At 69.8% G+C, this 17,614-nt stretch carries 15 protein-coding genes; 11 read left to right on the forward strand and 4 right to left on the reverse strand.

Annotated elements, in window-relative coordinates; all coding sequences use genetic code 11:
* Positions 1 to 5 precede the first annotated feature (5 nt).
* From thrC to prfA, 5 genes are all read left to right on the forward strand, one after another.
* Positions 6 to 1,061, forward strand: coding sequence for a threonine synthase (gene thrC / locus AB0H62_RS32530; RefSeq protein WP_220243831.1), 1,056 nt, complete (start codon positions 6 to 8; stop codon positions 1,059 to 1,061).
* Positions 1,058 to 1,966 carry a homoserine kinase gene (gene thrB, locus AB0H62_RS32535; RefSeq protein ID WP_360590353.1) on the forward strand — a complete coding sequence of 303 codons (909 nt, stop codon included), beginning with the start codon at positions 1,058 to 1,060 and terminating at the stop codon, positions 1,964 to 1,966. The genes thrC and thrB overlap by 4 nt, the downstream gene beginning before the upstream one ends.
* A gap of 417 nt (positions 1,967 to 2,383) precedes the next feature.
* Positions 2,384 to 4,453, forward strand: coding sequence for a transcription termination factor Rho (gene rho / locus AB0H62_RS32540; RefSeq protein WP_360590355.1), 2,070 nt, complete (start codon positions 2,384 to 2,386; stop codon positions 4,451 to 4,453).
* Between the two features lie 219 nt (positions 4,454 to 4,672).
* Positions 4,673 to 4,897 (forward strand): 50S ribosomal protein L31, encoded by a 225-nt coding sequence (rpmE, locus tag AB0H62_RS32545; RefSeq protein ID WP_220243829.1) that lies wholly within the window; start codon positions 4,673 to 4,675, stop codon positions 4,895 to 4,897.
* Between the two features lie 102 nt (positions 4,898 to 4,999).
* Positions 5,000 to 6,070 (forward strand): peptide chain release factor 1, encoded by a 1,071-nt coding sequence (prfA, locus tag AB0H62_RS32550; protein WP_220243828.1) that lies wholly within the window; start codon positions 5,000 to 5,002, stop codon positions 6,068 to 6,070.
* A 25-nt stretch (positions 6,071 to 6,095) separates the two neighbouring features.
* On the opposite strand, the gene AB0H62_RS32555 is transcribed toward prfA, so the two are convergent.
* The 4 genes from AB0H62_RS32555 to AB0H62_RS32570 form a co-directional block, all read right to left on the reverse strand.
* A complete protein-coding gene (locus tag AB0H62_RS32555; RefSeq protein WP_360590358.1) occupies positions 6,096 to 7,538 on the reverse strand; it encodes a hypothetical protein in 1,443 nt (480 codons plus the stop codon).
* A 92-nt stretch (positions 7,539 to 7,630) separates the two neighbouring features.
* Positions 7,631 to 8,893 carry a hypothetical protein gene (locus AB0H62_RS32560; protein WP_360590360.1) on the reverse strand — a complete coding sequence of 421 codons (1,263 nt, stop codon included), beginning with the start codon at positions 8,891 to 8,893 and terminating at the stop codon, positions 7,631 to 7,633.
* Positions 8,890 to 9,327 (reverse strand): GtrA family protein, encoded by a 438-nt coding sequence (locus AB0H62_RS32565; RefSeq protein ID WP_220243825.1) that lies wholly within the window; start codon positions 9,325 to 9,327, stop codon positions 8,890 to 8,892. The genes AB0H62_RS32560 and AB0H62_RS32565 overlap by 4 nt, the downstream gene beginning before the upstream one ends.
* A complete protein-coding gene (locus AB0H62_RS32570; protein ID WP_220243824.1) occupies positions 9,327 to 10,385 on the reverse strand; it encodes a glycosyltransferase family 2 protein in 1,059 nt (352 codons plus the stop codon). Before AB0H62_RS32570 ends, AB0H62_RS32565 begins: the two co-directional genes overlap by 1 nt.
* Before the next feature lie 204 nt (positions 10,386 to 10,589).
* Between AB0H62_RS32570 and prmC the strand changes: the two genes are divergently transcribed.
* From prmC to AB0H62_RS32600, 6 genes are all read left to right on the forward strand, one after another.
* Positions 10,590 to 11,456, forward strand: a complete 867-nt coding sequence (gene prmC, locus AB0H62_RS32575; RefSeq protein ID WP_220243823.1) for a peptide chain release factor N(5)-glutamine methyltransferase — start codon at positions 10,590 to 10,592, stop codon at positions 11,454 to 11,456.
* Between the two features lie 41 nt (positions 11,457 to 11,497).
* Positions 11,498 to 11,896, forward strand: a complete 399-nt coding sequence (locus AB0H62_RS32580) for a VOC family protein (RefSeq protein WP_360590362.1) — start codon at positions 11,498 to 11,500, stop codon at positions 11,894 to 11,896.
* 214 nt (positions 11,897 to 12,110) lie between these two features.
* Entirely contained in the window at positions 12,111 to 14,117 is a 2,007-nt protein-coding gene (locus AB0H62_RS32585) for a M6 family metalloprotease domain-containing protein (RefSeq protein WP_360590364.1), read from the forward strand.
* A 64-nt stretch (positions 14,118 to 14,181) separates the two neighbouring features.
* Positions 14,182 to 14,832, forward strand: coding sequence for an L-threonylcarbamoyladenylate synthase (locus AB0H62_RS32590; protein WP_354883417.1), 651 nt, complete (start codon positions 14,182 to 14,184; stop codon positions 14,830 to 14,832).
* Between the two features lie 94 nt (positions 14,833 to 14,926).
* Positions 14,927 to 16,084 carry an MraY family glycosyltransferase gene (locus tag AB0H62_RS32595; RefSeq protein WP_220243819.1) on the forward strand — a complete coding sequence of 386 codons (1,158 nt, stop codon included), beginning with the start codon at positions 14,927 to 14,929 and terminating at the stop codon, positions 16,082 to 16,084.
* 666 nt (positions 16,085 to 16,750) lie between these two features.
* Positions 16,751 to 17,200: a hypothetical protein gene (locus AB0H62_RS32600; protein WP_360590367.1), complete on the forward strand. Its 450-nt coding sequence runs from the start codon at positions 16,751 to 16,753 to the stop codon at positions 17,198 to 17,200.
* Positions 17,201 to 17,614: the final 414 nt, after the last annotated feature.

Raw genomic sequence — 17,614 nt, forward strand, 5'->3', positions numbered from 1 at the left:
CCGGATTGACTGCCTGGCCGGGAATCATCGAGGCGTACCGCGATCGCGTCCCCGTGCCGGACGGCGCGCAGGTGGTGACGCTCGGCGAGGGCAACACCCCGCTGCTGCCCGCCGCGCACCTGTCGGAGCTCACGGGCTGCACGGTGTACCTCAAGGTGGAGGGCGCGAACCCCACCGGCTCGTTCAAGGACCGCGGCATGACCGTGGCCATCACCCACGCGCTGGCGAGCGGGCTCAAGGCCGTGATCTGCGCGTCGACGGGCAACACGTCGGCCTCGGCGGCCGCCTACGCGGCGCGCGCCGGGCTCACCTGCGCGGTGCTCGTGCCGCAGGGCAAGATCGCGATGGGCAAGCTCGCCCAGGCCGTGCTGCACGGCGCGCGCATCCTGCAGGTCGACGGCAACTTCGACGACTGCCTCGAGCTCGCGCGCAAGACCTCGGCCGACTACCCCGTGACGCTGGTGAACTCCGTGAACCCGGTGCGCATCGCGGGCCAGAAGACCGCGGCGTTCGAGGTCTGTGACGCGCTCGGCCAGGCGCCCGACATCCACTGCCTGCCGGTGGGCAACGCGGGCAACATCACCGCCTACTGGGCCGGGTATTCGGAGTACGCCGAAGACGGTGTGGTGAAGAACACCCCGCGGATGTTCGGCTTCCAGGCGGCCGGCGCCGCGCCGCTCGTGCTGGGTGAACCGGTCGCGGACCCCGACACCATCGCGACGGCGATCCGCATCGGCAGCCCGGCTTCGTGGACGAGCGCGGTGAAGGCGAAGGAAGAGTCCGACGGCCTGTTCGAGGCGATCACCGACGCGAAGATCCTCGAGGCCTACCGCCTGCTGGCCGGACGCGAGGGCGTGTTCGTGGAGCCCGCGTCGGCCACCAGCGTCGCCGGCCTGCTCGCCACCGCCGCGGACGGCCGGCTGCCGAAGGGCAGCACGGTCGTGTGCACGGTCACCGGCCACGGCCTCAAGGACCCCGCGACCGCGCTCGAGGGCAACGTCGAGGTCGAGCCCCTCGCCGTCGATCCCACGGCGGTCGCAGCGGCCCTGGACCTGCGGTGACGAGCTCCTCGGGCCGGTCGGCGGGCGCGTCGTTCCGGGCCGTGGTGCCGGGTTCGACGGCCAACCTCGGCCCGGGGTTCGACGCGCTGGGCCTGGCCCTGGCGCGCCGCGATGTCGTCGAGCTGCAGGTGATCGAAGACGGCCTCAAGGTCGAGGTGGTCGACGCCGGCGCCGGCGGGGTCGCCGACGTCCCCACCGACGAGACGCACCTCGTGGTGCGGGCGATCCGCCGCGCGTGCGCGCACTTCGACGTGCGCCCGCCGGGCCTGCACCTGCGCTGCTTCAACAAGATCCCGCACGCACGCGGGCTCGGTTCCTCGGCCGCCGCCGTGGTGTCCGGCGTGGCGCTGGGTTACGCGCTGGCGGGCGTCGCGCTCGACGACGAGGCTTTGCAGCTCGCGGCCGAGTTCGAGGGCCACGCGGACAACGCGGCCGCCAGCCTGCTCGGCGGGCTCGTGGTGGCGTGGTGCGACAACGGGCGCTTCCACGCCGAACGAGTGGAGCCCAGCACCAAGATCCGTCCTGTGGTGGCGATCCCGGCGCTGAAGTCGTCCACGGACGCCACGCGCGGCCTGCTGCCGCAGCACGTTCCGCACGCCGACGCGGCGCACAGCGCGGGCCGCACAGCGCTTTCGGTGCTCGCCATGACGACCAGACCCCAGCTGCTGCTGGCGGCCACGGAAGACCGGCTGCACCAGGAGTACCGGGCCAGCGCGTACCCCGCGAGCTCCGAATTGGTACGCACACTCCGTGCTCACGGCGTGGCGGCGACGATCTCCGGCGCCGGTCCCACTGTGCTCGCCCTCACCACGACGGGAATATTGCCGCCGGAATGCGACGTTGAAGGGTTCGACGTCGCCGAGCTGGGCGTGGACCTGACGGGTGTTCAGGTTGCGGCTCAGTAAAGCCCCGGTCACGTGGCGGGCGGAACGTGCGCCACGCGGGGGGTGGTTGTTGCACCCGCCCACAGGGCGGTCTACCCTCGGGGGCGTTCGATCACCGTGCGTTTCCGCACCCGATGCCGGTCCTGTTCGCTCCTCGCGAGCCTCCGGTCCGCATCCTTCGTCGATCCGCCAGCTCTGCGCCGCCTGGCAAGCGGGACGCGGAGGGACGCAGGCGGGTTTCCGGTTTCGGCGGTGCCGAATTCCGTTTCCTCCGTTTGGGGGAGGCAAACATCCCTGTGCTGGCGACGCTCTCGCTGTGTTCCGCACGGCTAGGCGCGACTCGCCCGCATCGGAAGCAAATGCCGTTTCGCGATCAGACGCGATCGGCGGCAGTCCGCTGATCCACCTGGAGGCGTGGATCGGTCAGGAAGGACATGTGTGAGCAACACCGATCTGTTGAGCGGCGACGTGGAGACCCCCGCCGCGGCCGCTGAGACGAATGGGGCCGCGGCCGCTCCGAAGCGCCGCACCGGGGGCCTGTCGGGGATGGTCATCGCCGAGCTCCGCCAGCTGGCGGGCGAACTGGGTGTGGGCGAGACCACGGGGATGCGCAAGGGTGACCTGATCGCCGCGATCCGCGAGCGGCAGGGCAAGACCAAGAAGCGCACCGCCACGGCGGAGACTCTCCCGCTCGACGGCGTCGGCGACACTCCGGCTCCCAAGGCCTCGAAGGCCGCGAAGACCGAAGAGCCGGCCCGGGCCGAGAAGAAGCGCGAGGAGACCCCGAGCGCCGAGGCGTCGGCTCCCAAGGCCGAGACCAACGGTTCGGCTCCGGCAGCCGAGGCGCCGGCCGAGAAGCCCGCGCAGCAGGAGCGCCAGGACCGCGACGGCGGCCAGCAGAACTCCGACGGGCAGCAGGAGGAAGGCGGCCGCAGCCGTCGTCGCCGCGGCTCGAACCGTGCCGCGGGCGCGCCCGACGGCCAGCGTGAGCAGCGCGAGCAGCGTGAGCCGCGTGACGGTGGCCAGCAGCGTGACGGTGGCCAGCGTGGCGACCGTGAGCAGCGTGGTGACCGTGAGCAGCGTGGCGACCGTGAGCAGCGTGGCGACCGTGGTGACCGCGCCGAGCGTCAGGGCGGCCGCGACAACAACCGCGGCGGCTCGGACAACCGGGACAGCCGCGACAACCGCCAGCGCAACAACCAGCAGGACAGCGGCAACCGCGGCCAGCAGGACAACCGTTCGCAGGGCCCGGAGGACGATGAAGAGGGCGGCCGTCGCGGCCGTCGCTTCCGCGACCGCCGTCGCCGGGGCAGCGGGGGCGGTCGCGTCGAAGGCGGTTCGCCGGACACCGAGATCCGCGAGGACGACGTCCTGCTGCCGGTCGCCGGCATCCTGGACGTGCTCGACAACTACGCGTTCGTGCGCACGTCCGGCTACCTCGCCGGGCCGAACGACGTGTACGTGTCGCTCTCGCTGGTCCGCAAGTACGGCCTGCGCCGCGGTGACGCCATCACCGGTGTCGTCCGCCAGCCGCGTGACGGCGAGCAGCAGCGGCAGAAGTTCAACCCGCTGGTGCGCGTCGACTCGATCAACGGCCTGGAGCCGGACGAGGCCAAGCGCCGCCCCGACTTCACCAAGCTGACCCCGCTCTACCCCAACGAGCGCCTGCGTCTCGAGACCGAGTCGCACAAGCTCACCACCCGCGTGATCGACCTGATCATGCCGGTCGGCAAGGGGCAGCGCGCCCTGATCGTGTCGCCGCCGAAGGCCGGTAAGACCACGATCATGCAGGACATCGCCAACGCGATCACCACGAACAACCCTGAGTGCCACCTCATGGTCGTGCTGGTCGACGAGCGGCCGGAAGAGGTCACGGACATGCAGCGGTCCGTGAAGGGCGAGGTCATCGCCTCGACCTTCGACCGCCCGCCGGCCGACCACACCTCGGTCGCGGAGCTCTCGATCGAGCGTGCCAAGCGCCTGGTCGAGATGGGCCACGACGTGGTGGTGCTGCTCGACTCGATCACCCGCCTCGGCCGCGCCTACAACCTGGCCGCGCCCGCGTCGGGCCGGATCCTGTCCGGTGGTGTCGACTCGACGGCGCTGTACCCGCCGAAGCGTTTCCTGGGTGCCGCGCGCAACATCGAGAACGGCGGCTCGCTCACCATCTTCGCCACGGCGATGGTGGAGACGGGCTCCACGATGGACACGGTGATCTTCGAAGAGTTCAAGGGCACCGGCAACGCCGAGCTCAAGCTCGACCGCAAGATCTCCGAGCGCCGCGTGTTCCCGGCGGTCGACGTCAACCCGTCCGGCACCCGCAAGGAAGAGCTGCTGCTCTCGCCGGACGAGCTCGCCGTCACGCACAAGCTGCACCGCGTGCTCCACGCGCTGGACTCGCAGCAGGCCATCGACCTGCTGATCTCGCGCCTGCGCAAGACGAAGACCAACATCGAGTTCCTCATGCAGGTCTCGAAGACGGCCCTCGGCGCGAACGACGAGGACTGAGCTCCACCGTTTCACCGTCCGTGAAGGGCACTGTGAGGGAATCCGATTCCCCCACGGTGCCCTTCACGGCGTCTGGGGCTGACGGCTCCTGGGGCGAGGAATACCAGGCCAGGAGGGTTGGTTGAACTCACCGTCAGCCTGTCTGGCACAATGACCCGCTGAAGTCCGGCACCGGTTCACCCCGATCCTGGGGACCCGGGGCCAACAAGAGAGGACACCATGAAGAGCGGCATTCACCCTGAGTACGTGACGACTCAGGTCACCTGTAACTGCGGGAACAGCTTCACCACCCGCAGCACCAAGGACTCGGGCGCGATCCACGTCGAGATCTGCTCGAACTGCCACCCGTTCTACACCGGCAAGCAGAAGATCATGGACACCGGTGGCCGGGTTGCGCGCTTCGAGAAGCGCTACGGCAAGCGGCAGAAGAACGACGCCAAGTAGCTTCGCCCACGGCGCCCACTCGCACGTGCGAGTGGGCGCCGTTTGCTGTCCGTCGGTGAAATTCTGTCGTTGGTGGTACTAGGCCCGGAAGAAGGCGCGGAAGTGGATTCGACTTCGCTCAAGGGGCTGCTCGCCGAGCACGCCCAGCTGGAAGAGCAGCTGGCGGACCCGGCCGTGCACGCCGACCAGGCCAAGGCCCGCAAGCTGGGCCGCCGCTACGCGGAGCTGAGCCCCGTCGTGCGCGCCGTGCGTGAGCTCGACCAGACGCGCGACGACCTCTCCGCGGCCAGGGAGCTGGCGGCCGAGGACTCGACGTTCGCGGAAGAGGCCGACGAGCTGGCCGCGAAGATCCCCGACCTCGAGTCCCGCCTCACGGAGCTGCTGCTGCCGCGCGACCCGTACGACGGCTCCGACGTGGTCATGGAGGTCAAGTCCGGCGAAGGCGGCGAGGAGTCCGCCCTGTTCGCGGGCGACCTGGTGCGCATGTACCTGCGCTACGCCGAGCGCCACGGTTGGAAGGCCGAGGTCCTCGACTCGACCGAGTCCGACCTCGGCGGCTTCAAGGACGTCACGCTGTCGATCAAGAGCAAGACCGCCGACGTCGACGGCGTCTGGTCGCGCCTGAAGTTCGAGGGCGGCGTGCACCGCGTGCAGCGCGTGCCGGCGACCGAGTCGCAGGGCCGCATCCACACGTCTGCCGCCGGTGTGCTGATCTACCCCGAGCCCGAAGAGGTCGAGGTCGAGATCGACCCGAACGACCTGCGTATCGACGTCTTCCGCTCCTCCGGCCCCGGCGGCCAGAGCGTGAACACCACCGACTCGGCCGTGCGCATCACGCACCTGCCGACCGGCATCGTCGTCTCGTGCCAGAACGAGAAGTCCCAGATCCAGAACCGCGCCCGCGCGCTGCAGGTGCTGCAGGCGCGCCTGCAGGCCATCGCCGAGGAAGAGGCCGCCGCGAAGGCCTCGGACGCCCGCCGTTCGCAGGTCCGCACCGTCGACCGCTCCGAGCGCGTGCGCACGTACAACTTCCCGGAGAACCGCATCTCGGACCACCGGGTGAACTACAAGGCCTACAACCTCGACCAGGTCCTCGACGGCGACCTCGACGGCGTCCTGGACGCCCTGGCGACGGCCGACCGTGAAGAGCGGCTCGCGGCCCAGTCGGGTTGAGCCAGTCCGGCTGAGCGACGCCGGCTCAGACGACGGCCGCGATCTCCTCGGTCAGCGGCTCGTCGTCCTCGCGTTCCCCCTGCGGCGTCGGCGCCTCTTCGGCGCGCGGCAGCAGGCTGAGGATCGCGAACGCGAGCGCCAGCACGGTCGGGAACAACGTGAGCAACTGGTGCTTCACGCCTTCCACGCCTTCGCCCAGCGCGGACAGCCCGAGCTGCCCGACGGCGAACAACGTCAGCATCAGCACCACGAGGCCGTACTCGCGCCGCCCCCTCCGGAACGCGCGCGCGGCGGCCCAGATCATCAGCAGCCACAGGGGAACCAGCACGAACAGCCCCGCGGGCGCGGCCAGCGTGGCGAGTCCCGAGAACACCGGCACGCGGTACTCCTTCGACAGCCGCGGCTGGCCGGAGAGTTCACCGAAGCTGCCGAGGTTGTCCGGCCGTGCGGTGAGCGTGTTCACGCCGCCCTGCTGCAGGATCTGCGCGACGCGCTCGGGGTGCGTCGAGTAGTACCGCACCACGTTGCGGCGGCTGATCTTGTCGCGGTACCGCGGGTAGAGCGGGTCGGTCTTGGCCGCGCCCGGAGTCCACCAGCCGGTGCCGACGTACTTCGCGAACGATTGTGGAAGTCCGAGTGCCGCCAGGTCGGCGTTCGTGTCGTGCTTGCCGTCCACAATGGAGTCGAAGATCGCGTTGTACACGTTGGCCTCGCGGTACTCCGCGTTGGCCGGGTCGCCGTGCGACTGCACCGCGAGCGTCCCGGCGCCCACGAACACAAGCACCGCGAGCAGCAGCGACCAGCGGGCCTTGCCGTGCGCGCCGTTGGGTTTCACCAGCAGAACGGCGAGCACGAAAAGGGGGATGAGCAACAGGGTCTGCGATTTCGCGTTGATACCGATCAGTCCACCGAGGACGGTGATGACGGCGCCGGCGTAACGCCGGCCTCGGTCGCGGTGCATCAGCAGGAGGCCGCCGCAGATCAGCAGCATGCCGAGGAAGGCCGCGCCCTCGCTGAGCGTGGAGGCGAAGTAGCCGAAGAACGCGGAGTCGCCCATGACGAGCAACAGCAGGACCGCCGCGATGACCTGGCCGCGGCGCTTCAGGTCGAGCCCGGCCACGGCGGCGGTGATGGCGACCGCGACGAGCACGCAGGTGCCGATGCCGAGGACCATCAGGTTCAGGATGGCGTTCGAGCCGAAGAGGTGGCCGGCTTTGCTCGCCAGCCAGTCGAGCCAGTTCTGGCTCGAGACGTAGTCGCTCGTGCAGGGGACCCCGGCGCCGTAGCTGAAGCGGACGAAGCCCTCCGCCGGGCGGTCGAGCTGCTTGCCGCCGAGCTTGCACAGCAGCCGCCAGCCGTCGCCGTTGTCGGCCATGCCGATGGGTCTGGGGACGAGGAAGCGGACCAGGAGCAGGGCGAGGGAAGCGCCGAAGATGGCGAGACCGAAGCGGAGGTCTTTGGTTCGCACCCGGCCGAGTGTAGGCAGGGGAGTGCCGGGCCGCAGTGTGTGCGGGCAACCCGGTCACCGCCACCAGGCCGGTGCCGGGGCGCCCGTCGTGCTCAGCCGGCCCAGTACCCCGACACGAAGCGCAGGAAGATCAGCGCGCCGATCGTCGTGTTCGCGTACAGCACGCCGTAGACCACGCCGCGCAGCTTCGGCCTGCGCTCGGCGAACAGCACCAGCGCCACGTACATCACCAGGCACGGCAACAGGTAGCGGTGCACCGACACCACGTTGTTGTTGATCGTCAGCATCACGATCGACGCGATGCCGAACAGCGCGAGCGGGATTCCCTTGGCGCGCAAGGCGATGAAGATGTACACAGAGGACACGAGCAGCAGCACCAGTCCGATGGTGGGCAGCACGTGGCTCATCAGCGTCCACCCGTCCATCGGGATGTCGCCGAGCAGCGCGTGAGCCGTCAGCTTCGCCTCGGTCCAGCCGGTGGCGAAGATGTTCGGGTTGAACTTGTGGTATGACCAGGTCGCCACGCCCTTGAGCGCGTTGAAGCTCGCCATGGCGCTGCCGGTCTGGATCTTCATGTACAGCATGTGCGCGCCGAGGCCGAGGAACGCGGCGGGGAACCACAGCAGCCGCCAGTTCAGCAGGCCGCGCACCTTCCAGTCCTTCGAGCGCCAGAACTCCAGGAAGCACAGGCCCACGAACACCGCCGCGGTGATCCGCGAGGCCGTGAGCGGGATCAGGCACAGGCCCATCCACAGCCACTGGCGCCGCAGAGCGAACAGGTAGGCCCAGAAGCCCAGCGCGCAGAAGACCGCTTCGCTGTAGAACGAGTGCAGGAAGAACGCCGTGGGCGCGGTGAGGAACGCGGCGACCACGAGCCACTGGGCGCGGGCGCCGGTGAAGTAGAAGCGGGCGATCTTGAGCAGAGCCGTGGTGGCGAGCCATGTCGCGACCACGTTCACCAGGAAGCCCGCGACGAGGATCCCGATCAGGTGGAAGCTGATCGTCTGTACGAGCCACACGCAGATCGGGAACACCGGGTAGAACGCGCGCAGGGGCACGTAGCTGCTGGTGTAGGCGTGCTGCGCGATGTCGCCGTAGTTGCCGGCGTCCCAGCGGTAGGTGTGCGCGAGCAGGCTCCAGGTCGAGCCGATGCCCGTCTTCGGCACGCCCTCGCTCACCGGGGACGACGGGCCGAACAGCCACGCCACCGCGATCAGCACGACGTTCCACGCGAGAACCACGGCCAGCACGCGGGCGAAGTCGCCCGTGAGCCAGCGCGGCACGCGCGAAACCGCGACGGGCTGCTTCGGTTCGTCCTCGGAGGTGAGCTCCTCGGCGGTCACCGTGGCGGTCATACCGTGCCTCCCGGCTGTTCGGTGGCGGCAACCGGGACCGGGGTCCGCTGCCGGAAGACGACCTTTTGGTAGAGCACGTAGTTCCACACCAGACCCACGGCGATGCCGGCGAACTTCGGCACGAGCACCGTGACGTGGGGCAGCAGCGACCCGACCGCGAAGATCACCGCCGCCTGCACCACCCACAGCCCGAACGCGGTGATGGCGAAGAACAGCAGCACCTGCTTGCGGACGTCGCCTTCCTTGGCGCGGAAGGTGAAGTTGCGGTTGAGCACGAAGCTCAGCAGCATGCCCGCGGTCGTCGAGCACAGGTTCGCGACGAACAGCGGCAGCCCGACGCTGGAGTACAGCAGCGCGAAGCCCACCGCGTCGACGAGCGTGTTGGCGACGCCGACCACACCGAAGCGGATCTGCTGCGGAGTCAGGAGCTTCATCAGGCCCGGCTCTCCGCCTGGACCGCATCGACGGTGTCGACTGTGTCCATGGGGTCCACAGCGCGCCCGGTCGGGTTCGAGGTGACGCGAGCGTCGGAGGCGAGACCCGTCCGCACCGAGGCGACGCCGTACAGCGGCCGGTTCTGCACCTGCGAGTACGTGCGGCCGATGTAGCTGCCGAGCACGCCGAGCATGATGATCTGGATGCCGCCGAGGAAGAACATCGCGATCGTGATGAACGCCCAGCCGGGCACCGCGGTCGCCGGCGCGAACAGCTTCACGCCGATCACGTAGAGCACGCCGACGAAGCTGAGCGCGGAGATCAGGTAGCCGAGACGGCTGATCATGCGCAGCGGCGTGACGGAGAAGCCGAGGATGCCGTCGGCGGCGAAGCGCAGCATCTTGCGCAGCGGGTAGCCGGTGACGCCCGCGTGGCGCTTGTCGCGGTCGAACAGCACCGCGGTCTGGCGGAACCCGATGTAGGAGACCAGGCCGCGCAGGAAGCGGTCGCGCTCGCGGTACTTGCGCAGCTCGTCCACGACCTTGCGGTCGATCAGCCGGAAATCGCCGGTGTTCTTGGGGATGTCGACGGCCGCCATCTTGCGCAGGAACCAGTAGAACGCGCCGGCGGTGAACCTCTTGAACGCGCTGTCCTGCCGCGAGCGGCGCTGCGCGTAGACGACGTCGTAGCCCTCTTCCCACCGCTCGATCAGCTCGAGCGCGACGCGCGGCGGGTCCTGCAGGTCGCTGTCCATGATGATCGTCGCGTCGGCGTCGACCAGGTCGAGGCCCGCGGTCACGGCCATCTGGTGGCCGAAGTTGCGCGCGAGCTCGATCACGGTCACCCGCTCGTCGCGCCGGGACAGCTCGGTGAGCAGAACGAGCGAGCTGTCGCGGCTGCCGTCGTCGACGTAGAGGAAGCTGAGTTCGTACCGGTCGGCCAGCGGCCTGGTGACCTCGTCCACGGTCCGGTGGAGCAGGTCGATGTTGCCTTCCTCGTTGAAGATGGGGAAGACGAACGCGATCCGGCGTCTGTCGCTCGAGGGCTCCGAAGACACGCCACTCATGACGGGACTCCCGTTTGACTCAATGGATCGGGCGAACGCGCTGATCCGCGGCCCGGAGGACCTGAGGATCTTAAGAGATCACGCTCACGGTGCTTCTTCGGGCCCGCATCCGGGCCCGCCTGCGGCCAGGCGGCTCCGGAAGCGCGCCGGAGGTCGATACGCTGGGCGGAGGATTTTCGACGTGAGGGAAAACTTGTGAATCGGCAGCCGCTGCGCCTGGCCATCATGGAGGCCACCCGCATCCTCACCGAGGCGGGCGTGGAGTCGCCGCGGACGGACGCGGACCTGATCGCCGCGCACGTGCTCGGGGTCGATCGCGGGCGGTTGCCGATGGTGCCGCTGGTCGACCCACCCGTGATCGAGGCGATCGGGCAGCTCGTGGCGCAGCGCGCGAAGCGGATCCCGCTGCAGTACCTCACCGGGTGGGCCGCGCTGGGCAACATCACGGTGAACGTGGGCCCCGGCGTGTTCGTGCCGCGCCCGGAGACCGAGCTGCTGCTGGACTGGGGCCTGAAGTTCCTCCACGGACGCGAGTTCCCCGTGGTCGTCGACCTGTGCACGGGGTCCGCCGCGCTGGCCCTGGCGCTGGCGCACGAGCGGCCGGACGCCGTCGTGTACGCCGTGGACGTCGACCCCCAGGCGCTCGCGTGGGCCCGGCACAACGCCGACGTGCACTCCGACGCCGGGGACACCCCCGTGCGCCTCTACTCGGGCGACATCGCCGACCCGACGATGTTCGCCGAGCTCGACGGCCTCGTCGACCTGGTGCTCTGCAACCCGCCGTACGTCCCCGAAGGCACGCCCGTGCCCCCGGAGGTCGCCGAGCACGACCCGGCGCGCGCGGTGTTCGCCGAGGAGAGCGGCCTGGCGGTGATCCGCCACGCCATCGCGGCCGGCGCCCGCCTGCTGCGTCCCGGCGGTGGCCTGGCGATCGAGCACGACGACACCCACGGGTCGGCCGTGCCGGCGCTCGTGCGGGCGCGCCGCGTGCTCACCGCGGTCGAGGACCACCCCGACTTCACGGGCCGGGCCCGCTACGTCACGGCTCGCCGGCTGGGCTGACGCCGGGCCGAAACCGCGCGGTTCGCCGTAGTCTCTCGCGCATGGCCTGCCGGATCACCGAACTCGTCATCGACTGCGCCGACCCCCAACGTCTGGGGGACTTCTGGTGCGAGGTCCTCGGCTACGTCGAGCTCGGCTGGGAGGGCGCCGACCTGGAGATCGGCCCGCCCGGCGGCTTCGGCGGGCCGCTGCCGACCCTCGTGCTCAGCCGCAGCGACGAGCCGAAGCGCGGGAAACTGCCGCTGCACCTCGACGTCAACCCGACTGATCGCGACCAGGACGCGGAGCTCGAGCGCCTCCTCGCCGCGGGCGCGCGCCCGGCCGACGTCGGGCAGACGGGCGAGGAGTCCTGGCACGTGCTGGCCGACCCGGAGGGCAACGAGTTCTGCTTGCTCCGCCGCCGGGTCGACGCGGTGGGCAGCCCGAGCACCGCCGGCTGAACCGAGCCGGAGCGGCCATCTCGAACCCGCGCCCGGCTCGTCCCGTCTGCCGTTCGAACGACAGGTTCGGGCGGTACGCCACCTCTGTCCGACTTTCGTCGTGAGGCAATGGGGCGGATTTCGTTCGCAACCCTAACGATCCGCGGTCGACTGAATACCGTCGATCTTCGGGCCCGCCCGCCCCGGGGCGGCCCGATCGTGAAGGGGAGTGTGGATGAGACCCTCCTGGATCCCTGTCCGGCGCACGACGAGGCGCGTCTCGAAGGTCGCCGCCGTCGTCGCGGCCGTCGCCTTGCTGCCCGGGCTGACCGCCGGCACGGCGAACGCCGACACGTTCACCCGCGGCTGGCCCGCGCCGCTGGACTCCGCGCACTGGGCCGACCAAGCGGCCATGACGTGGAACGACTACCGCAAGGTCCCCGGCACAAACTGGGCCGACCCGTCGCTCGAGCCCACCGAGCGCACGTTCAAGGGCGCCGTGGTGCTCGCGGACTACCCGGACGAGGACTTCGTGGTCACGAAGGCGCCGCACTCGACCGTCTTCGGCAACCCCGGTCCGTCCGCCAGCAACCTCGCGCGCGAGAACGTGGCGCAGTACTACCAGGACTTCCTCAACAAGCCGGAAACCCTCAACCACGGCCACACCATCAACGAGTACTGGATGGAGGACTCCGGCGGCCGCTTCGGCGTGGACCTCACCGCGTTCGGGCCCTACCGCATGCCGGGCAAGTCCTTCGAGTACGGCATGGAGTTCCAGGACAACGCGTGCCCACAGGGCTCGACGTGCGACCGCGACCTGCGCACCGACGCGCGCGCCGCGTGGAAGGCCGACGTCGGCGCCCTGGCCGACCAGTTCGACTTCGTCTTCTTCCTCTCCGCGGGCCAGGACGAGAGCTCGACGTGGCAGGAGTTCGGCGAGATGAAGTTCGGCAGCCAGGACGCCGTGCCGGACGAGTTCGGCCCGCCCGGCGACGAGAACCTGCCCAACTGGGCCGACACCCGCTACGTCCCGTGGACGTCGTGGGCCTCGGCGTCGAGCATCTGGCCCAACGCGCAGAACGGCTCGTCGACGCAGGCCGAATCGTCCGGCCAGGGCACCTACGCCCACGAGTTCAGCCACATCCTGGGCATCGGCGACAACTACAACAACCCGTTCGGCGTCCCGCCGCAGCGCGCGTACACCGGCCCGTGGGAGATGCTTTCGCGCGGCAGCTTCAACGGTCCCGGCGGCCCGCACACGCGCTGGCAGATCCCGGCCACCGAGGGCGGCTCGATGGGCGCGCACCACATGCTGCGCAACAAGCTCAAGCTCGGCATCGTCGACCCCGCCGACGTGCTGCAGCTCGACCGCGACCAGCTCGCGAAAACCGGTCCCGTGACGGCGCGGATCACCGCGCGGGAGGCGGCACCGGAACCGGGCGCGTACACGGGGCTGAACATCGCGCTGCCGGGCGGCGACAAATCCCCGAAGTGCGACCGCAACACCGACCCGCTGTGCGACGGCGGCGGTTACGACAACTACACGCTCGAGGTCGTCGACCGGATGGGTTCGGACTCCTTCGCGCCCGACTCCGGCGTGCTGCTGGCCAAGACCAAGAACAAGGACGCGGCGCCGTTCGAGTGGATCGTCGACGCGAACCCGCAGGACATCGGCCTCACCGACTACGTGAAGCCGGACGGCACGCCGGTGAAGATCACCGTCGGCGACTACCGGCAGCTCAACGACGCGGCGTTCAAGGCCGGCACGGGCTCCTCGGGCGCGTACGAGTACACCGACGAGGCCAACCGGCTGCACTTCCTGGTCACCGACCTTGCGCGCGACCGCAGCGGTGTCTTGTCGTACACGGTCACCGTCGCTTCGCTCGACGGTGCGGGCCCGCAGGCGCGCGGTGCGCACCTGTGGCCGGCGCTGCCCGCGTTCACCAAGGGCGGGCTCGCCACGTGCGACTTCCGGCTGCTCAACTCCGGTTCCGCGCGCGGGGCGAAGGCGCCGTACGACAGCGACACCTACCGGCTGAGCGCGAGAACCGACGCGAAGGGCTGGGAAGTCCGGTTGCCCAACGAGCTGGCGACGGCGAAGTTCGGGCAGACCGCCCAGATCGCCGCCTACGCGAAACGGACACCGGGCGCGCCGTACACGGCGCGGGTCAAGCTCACCGCCACGTCGGTGAGCGATCCGGCGAAGACGAGCACCACCACCTGCACGGCCATCGGGTTCTGACCCGGCGTCCCCGGCACCTGACCACCGCATTCAGGTGCCGGGGACGAGGGCTAGGCTTCGCGGCATGAGTGCGGTGTACGACTGCAGCAAGCGCGAGTCCCGGGCCGAAGGGCTGGCCGCCGCGGCGTCAGCGGTGAGGTCGAGCAGGTTGGTGGTTCTGCCGACCGACACCGTCTACGGCATCGGTGCCGACGCCTTCGACGCGGGCGCCGTGCAGGCGTTGCTGCGCGCGAAGAACCGCGGCCCGGACATGCCCGTGGGTGTGCTCGTCGGTTCGTGGTCCACAGTGGACGGTCTTGTGCTCGGCCTGCCGCCGCAGGCGCGGGCGCTCGTGGAGGCGTTCTGGCCGGGCGACCTGTCGATCGTGCTCCCGCACGCGCCGAGCCTGCAGTGGGACCTCGGGCAGTCGCGCGGCACCGTGATGCTGCGGATGCCGCTGCACCCCGTGGCGCTGGAGCTGCTGCGCGACGTCGGCCCGATGGCCGTGTCGAGCGCCAACGTCTCCGGCCGCCCGCCCGCGTCCACCGCGGCCGAGGCGCAGGACCAGCTGGGCGACTCGGTGTCGGTGTACCTCGACGGCGGTTCGAGCGGCGAGGCCGTGGCGTCGTCGATCGTGGACCTCACGGGCGAGAATCCGGTGGTGCTGCGCGAAGGCGCGGTCACGCGCGCGGCGATCGCCGAGGTCATGGGCGTGCCCGCCGAGTCGCTCGCCTGAGCGGTCCACAGGGGAGGCTCCGCCAAACCGCGTCACATCCGGTCGCGGTAGCGTGACGCGGTGACTCGGACCCCCCGGCAGGCGTGACGCGGTCATGCCCCCTGTGCAAGGACTTCTCCCCATCCGGGAGTACCTCCTCGTCGCGCTGACCGCGACGGCGGTGACCTACCTGCTCACCGGCGTGGTCCGCCGCGTCGCGATCCGCATCGGCGCGATCGCCAACCCGCGCGCCCGCGACGTCCACGTGACGCCGATCCCTCGCATGGGCGGCGTCGGCATCTACCTGGGCGTGGCCGCGGCGATGGGCCTGGCGCACCAGTTGCCCGCGCTGAGCCACGGCTTCGACGCTTCATTGGACTCCGTGGGCGTGCTCCTGGCGGCCGGCGTCATCTCGCTCATCGGCGCGCTGGACGACCGGTTCGAGCTCGACGCGTGGACGAAGCTCGCCGGCCAGGTCATGTGCGCGGGGATCCTCGTGCTCTTCGGCGTGCAGTGGGTGTCGTTCTGGGTGCCGTGGGGCGGCACCGGCGACTCGTTCGGCTCGGTGCTCGTGCTGGACAAGAACCAGGGCGCGCTGCTGACCGTGGTGATGGTCGTGGTGATGGTCAACGCGATGAACTTCGTCGACGGCCTCGACGGCCTCGCGGGCGGCCTCGGCTTCATCGCCGCGACGGCTACGTGCGCGTTCTCGCTGGGCCTGCTCGACAGCACCGGCGGCGACTTCGGCACGTACCCGCCGGCCCTCATCGCGGCGACGCTGGCGGGCGCGTGTCTGGGCTTCCTGCCCTACAACTTCCAACCCGCCAAGATATTCATGGGCGACTCCGGCTCCATGATGATCGGCCTCGTGCTCGCCGGCGCGACCACCTCCGCGAGCGGCCGCGTCAGCTACACGCGCTTCTCGGCCTCCGACGCGCTCGCCCTGCTGTCGCCCTTGGTCGTGGTCGTGGCGGTGCTCTTCGTGCCCGTCCTGGACCTCGTGATGGCCGTCATCCGCCGCACCCGCCGTGGCGAAAGCCCCTTCGCGGCCGACAAGATGCACCTCCACCACCGCCTGCTCGAGATCGGCCACTCCCAGCGCCGCGCCGTCCTGCTCATCTACTTGTGGGCCGGCATCCTGGCCTTCGGCGCGGTGTCCGTGACGCTCTTCGACGACACGGCCGTGTTCTGGGTCATCGGGGCGGGTCTGGTGGTGGCCGTGCTGGTGTCCTTGGTGCCGCGGTTGAGGGCGCGGCGCCGTTCCGCGGGCTGAGTGTTCGCGAATTCCGGTTCACCTCCTCTCGACGTCTCCGGCGCCTCCTTGTGAATGTCCGGTGGGGCGAGGAATCGAGGTGAAAATGCGCCAAATCGCGGTGGTCCTGTCGGCTGCGGGTTCGATGATGGCGACCTTTCCCGGGGCTGGCGTCGCTGCCGAGCCGACGGGGGCGAGTCCGGCCGAATCACGAAAAACGGTGCTGTGGACCAGGCGTCCTCGATCGGGCACGCGAGTCGCTCGCGCTGAAGTGGTCGGACTCGGTGCCGCCGGCACGGCCCGAACGACGGCCGCTCGGTGCGGGTTCTCGGTCCGCTTTTCCCAGCCCGCAACGCGTTCGGCCACGTCAGTCCCCATCGGACGGTTTCGGTCGGCATCGTGACCGCGACCAGTCTCGGCGGGATCGCGCTGGCGTGCACCAATCCCTGCCGTCCCCGGGCCGCGTGAACCGTTTCCGATGAATTCGCCGCGGCAGTTGTCTCGCGGGTCATTCTTGTTCAATTCCGCGACCGATCATTCCGTCGCGAAAATGAATTCGGCCGCCCCGGGTTCGCGCCGGCGTGGACCCGGGGCAGCCGCTTGTGCTGCTGGCCGCAGGCCGGGGGTCAGGAGACCAGGTCACCAGGTTCTCTACACTCGATGCCGAACCGAGTAGGGAGCCCAGCTGTGAGCGAAACCGAAACCTCGACCGACGCGACGGAGAACCCGCACGCCAAGGTGGTGCTGCAGGCTGCTCGCGCGATGACGAAGGCTTCGCTGCTGGTCACGCTGCCGGCGGTGATCGTGTGCATCGCGGTGTTCAGCATCATCTACGGGCTGCACGGTTTCCTCGGCTCGCTGGTCGGCGCGGTGCTCGCGATCCTGGCGGCCCTGTCGACACTCGGGCTCATGCGCTTCAGCGCGGGCCAGGACCCCATGTTCGTCATGGTGATCGCGCTCGGTGGGTACGTAGTCAAGGTCGTGGTGCTGTTCATCGCGCTCAAGTTGCTCAAGGGCGTGACCGAGCTGCACCCGTTGTCGCTCGGCATCACGATGATCGTGGCGATCATGGTGTCCGCCGCGGCCGAGTTCGTGGCCTTCCGCAAGACGAAGATCCCGACGATCATCCCGTCCTGACGCGAACCCGGCACCCTCGGCTACCGACAGTGAGAGCGCGCTGCGGCATCCGCGTGTGACCTGAAACACACCAGCCGACTTTCGGGTGGGTGGCGCACCTCGCCGAGGCGCTCACCTGTGGTGTTGCGAAACCGGTCGCGCGCGTCCCGGACTTGGGTCCTGGATGGACTCGGGACCTAAGTCCTGAGCTGATCGGTTGGTATGAAGTACGCGTGTACGGCACCGATTGACCTGCTGGTAGGGTCCGCTTCAAGGGTGGCGGCCTCGCCCGCGCACTCCCTCAAACGAACCGCGACCAGCAGTGTGGCGACCCGATGGTTCCGCCCCTCAGCCGCTGGTCCGAAGTGGATTGCAGGGCAGTGCTCTTGCGAGCCAACCTCTGTGCAGGGCATGAGAATCATTCACTGCGCGGTG

This window comes from Amycolatopsis sp. NPDC050768, from assembly GCF_040654155.1.
Taxonomy (GTDB): Bacteria; Actinomycetota; Actinomycetes; order Mycobacteriales; family Pseudonocardiaceae; genus Amycolatopsis.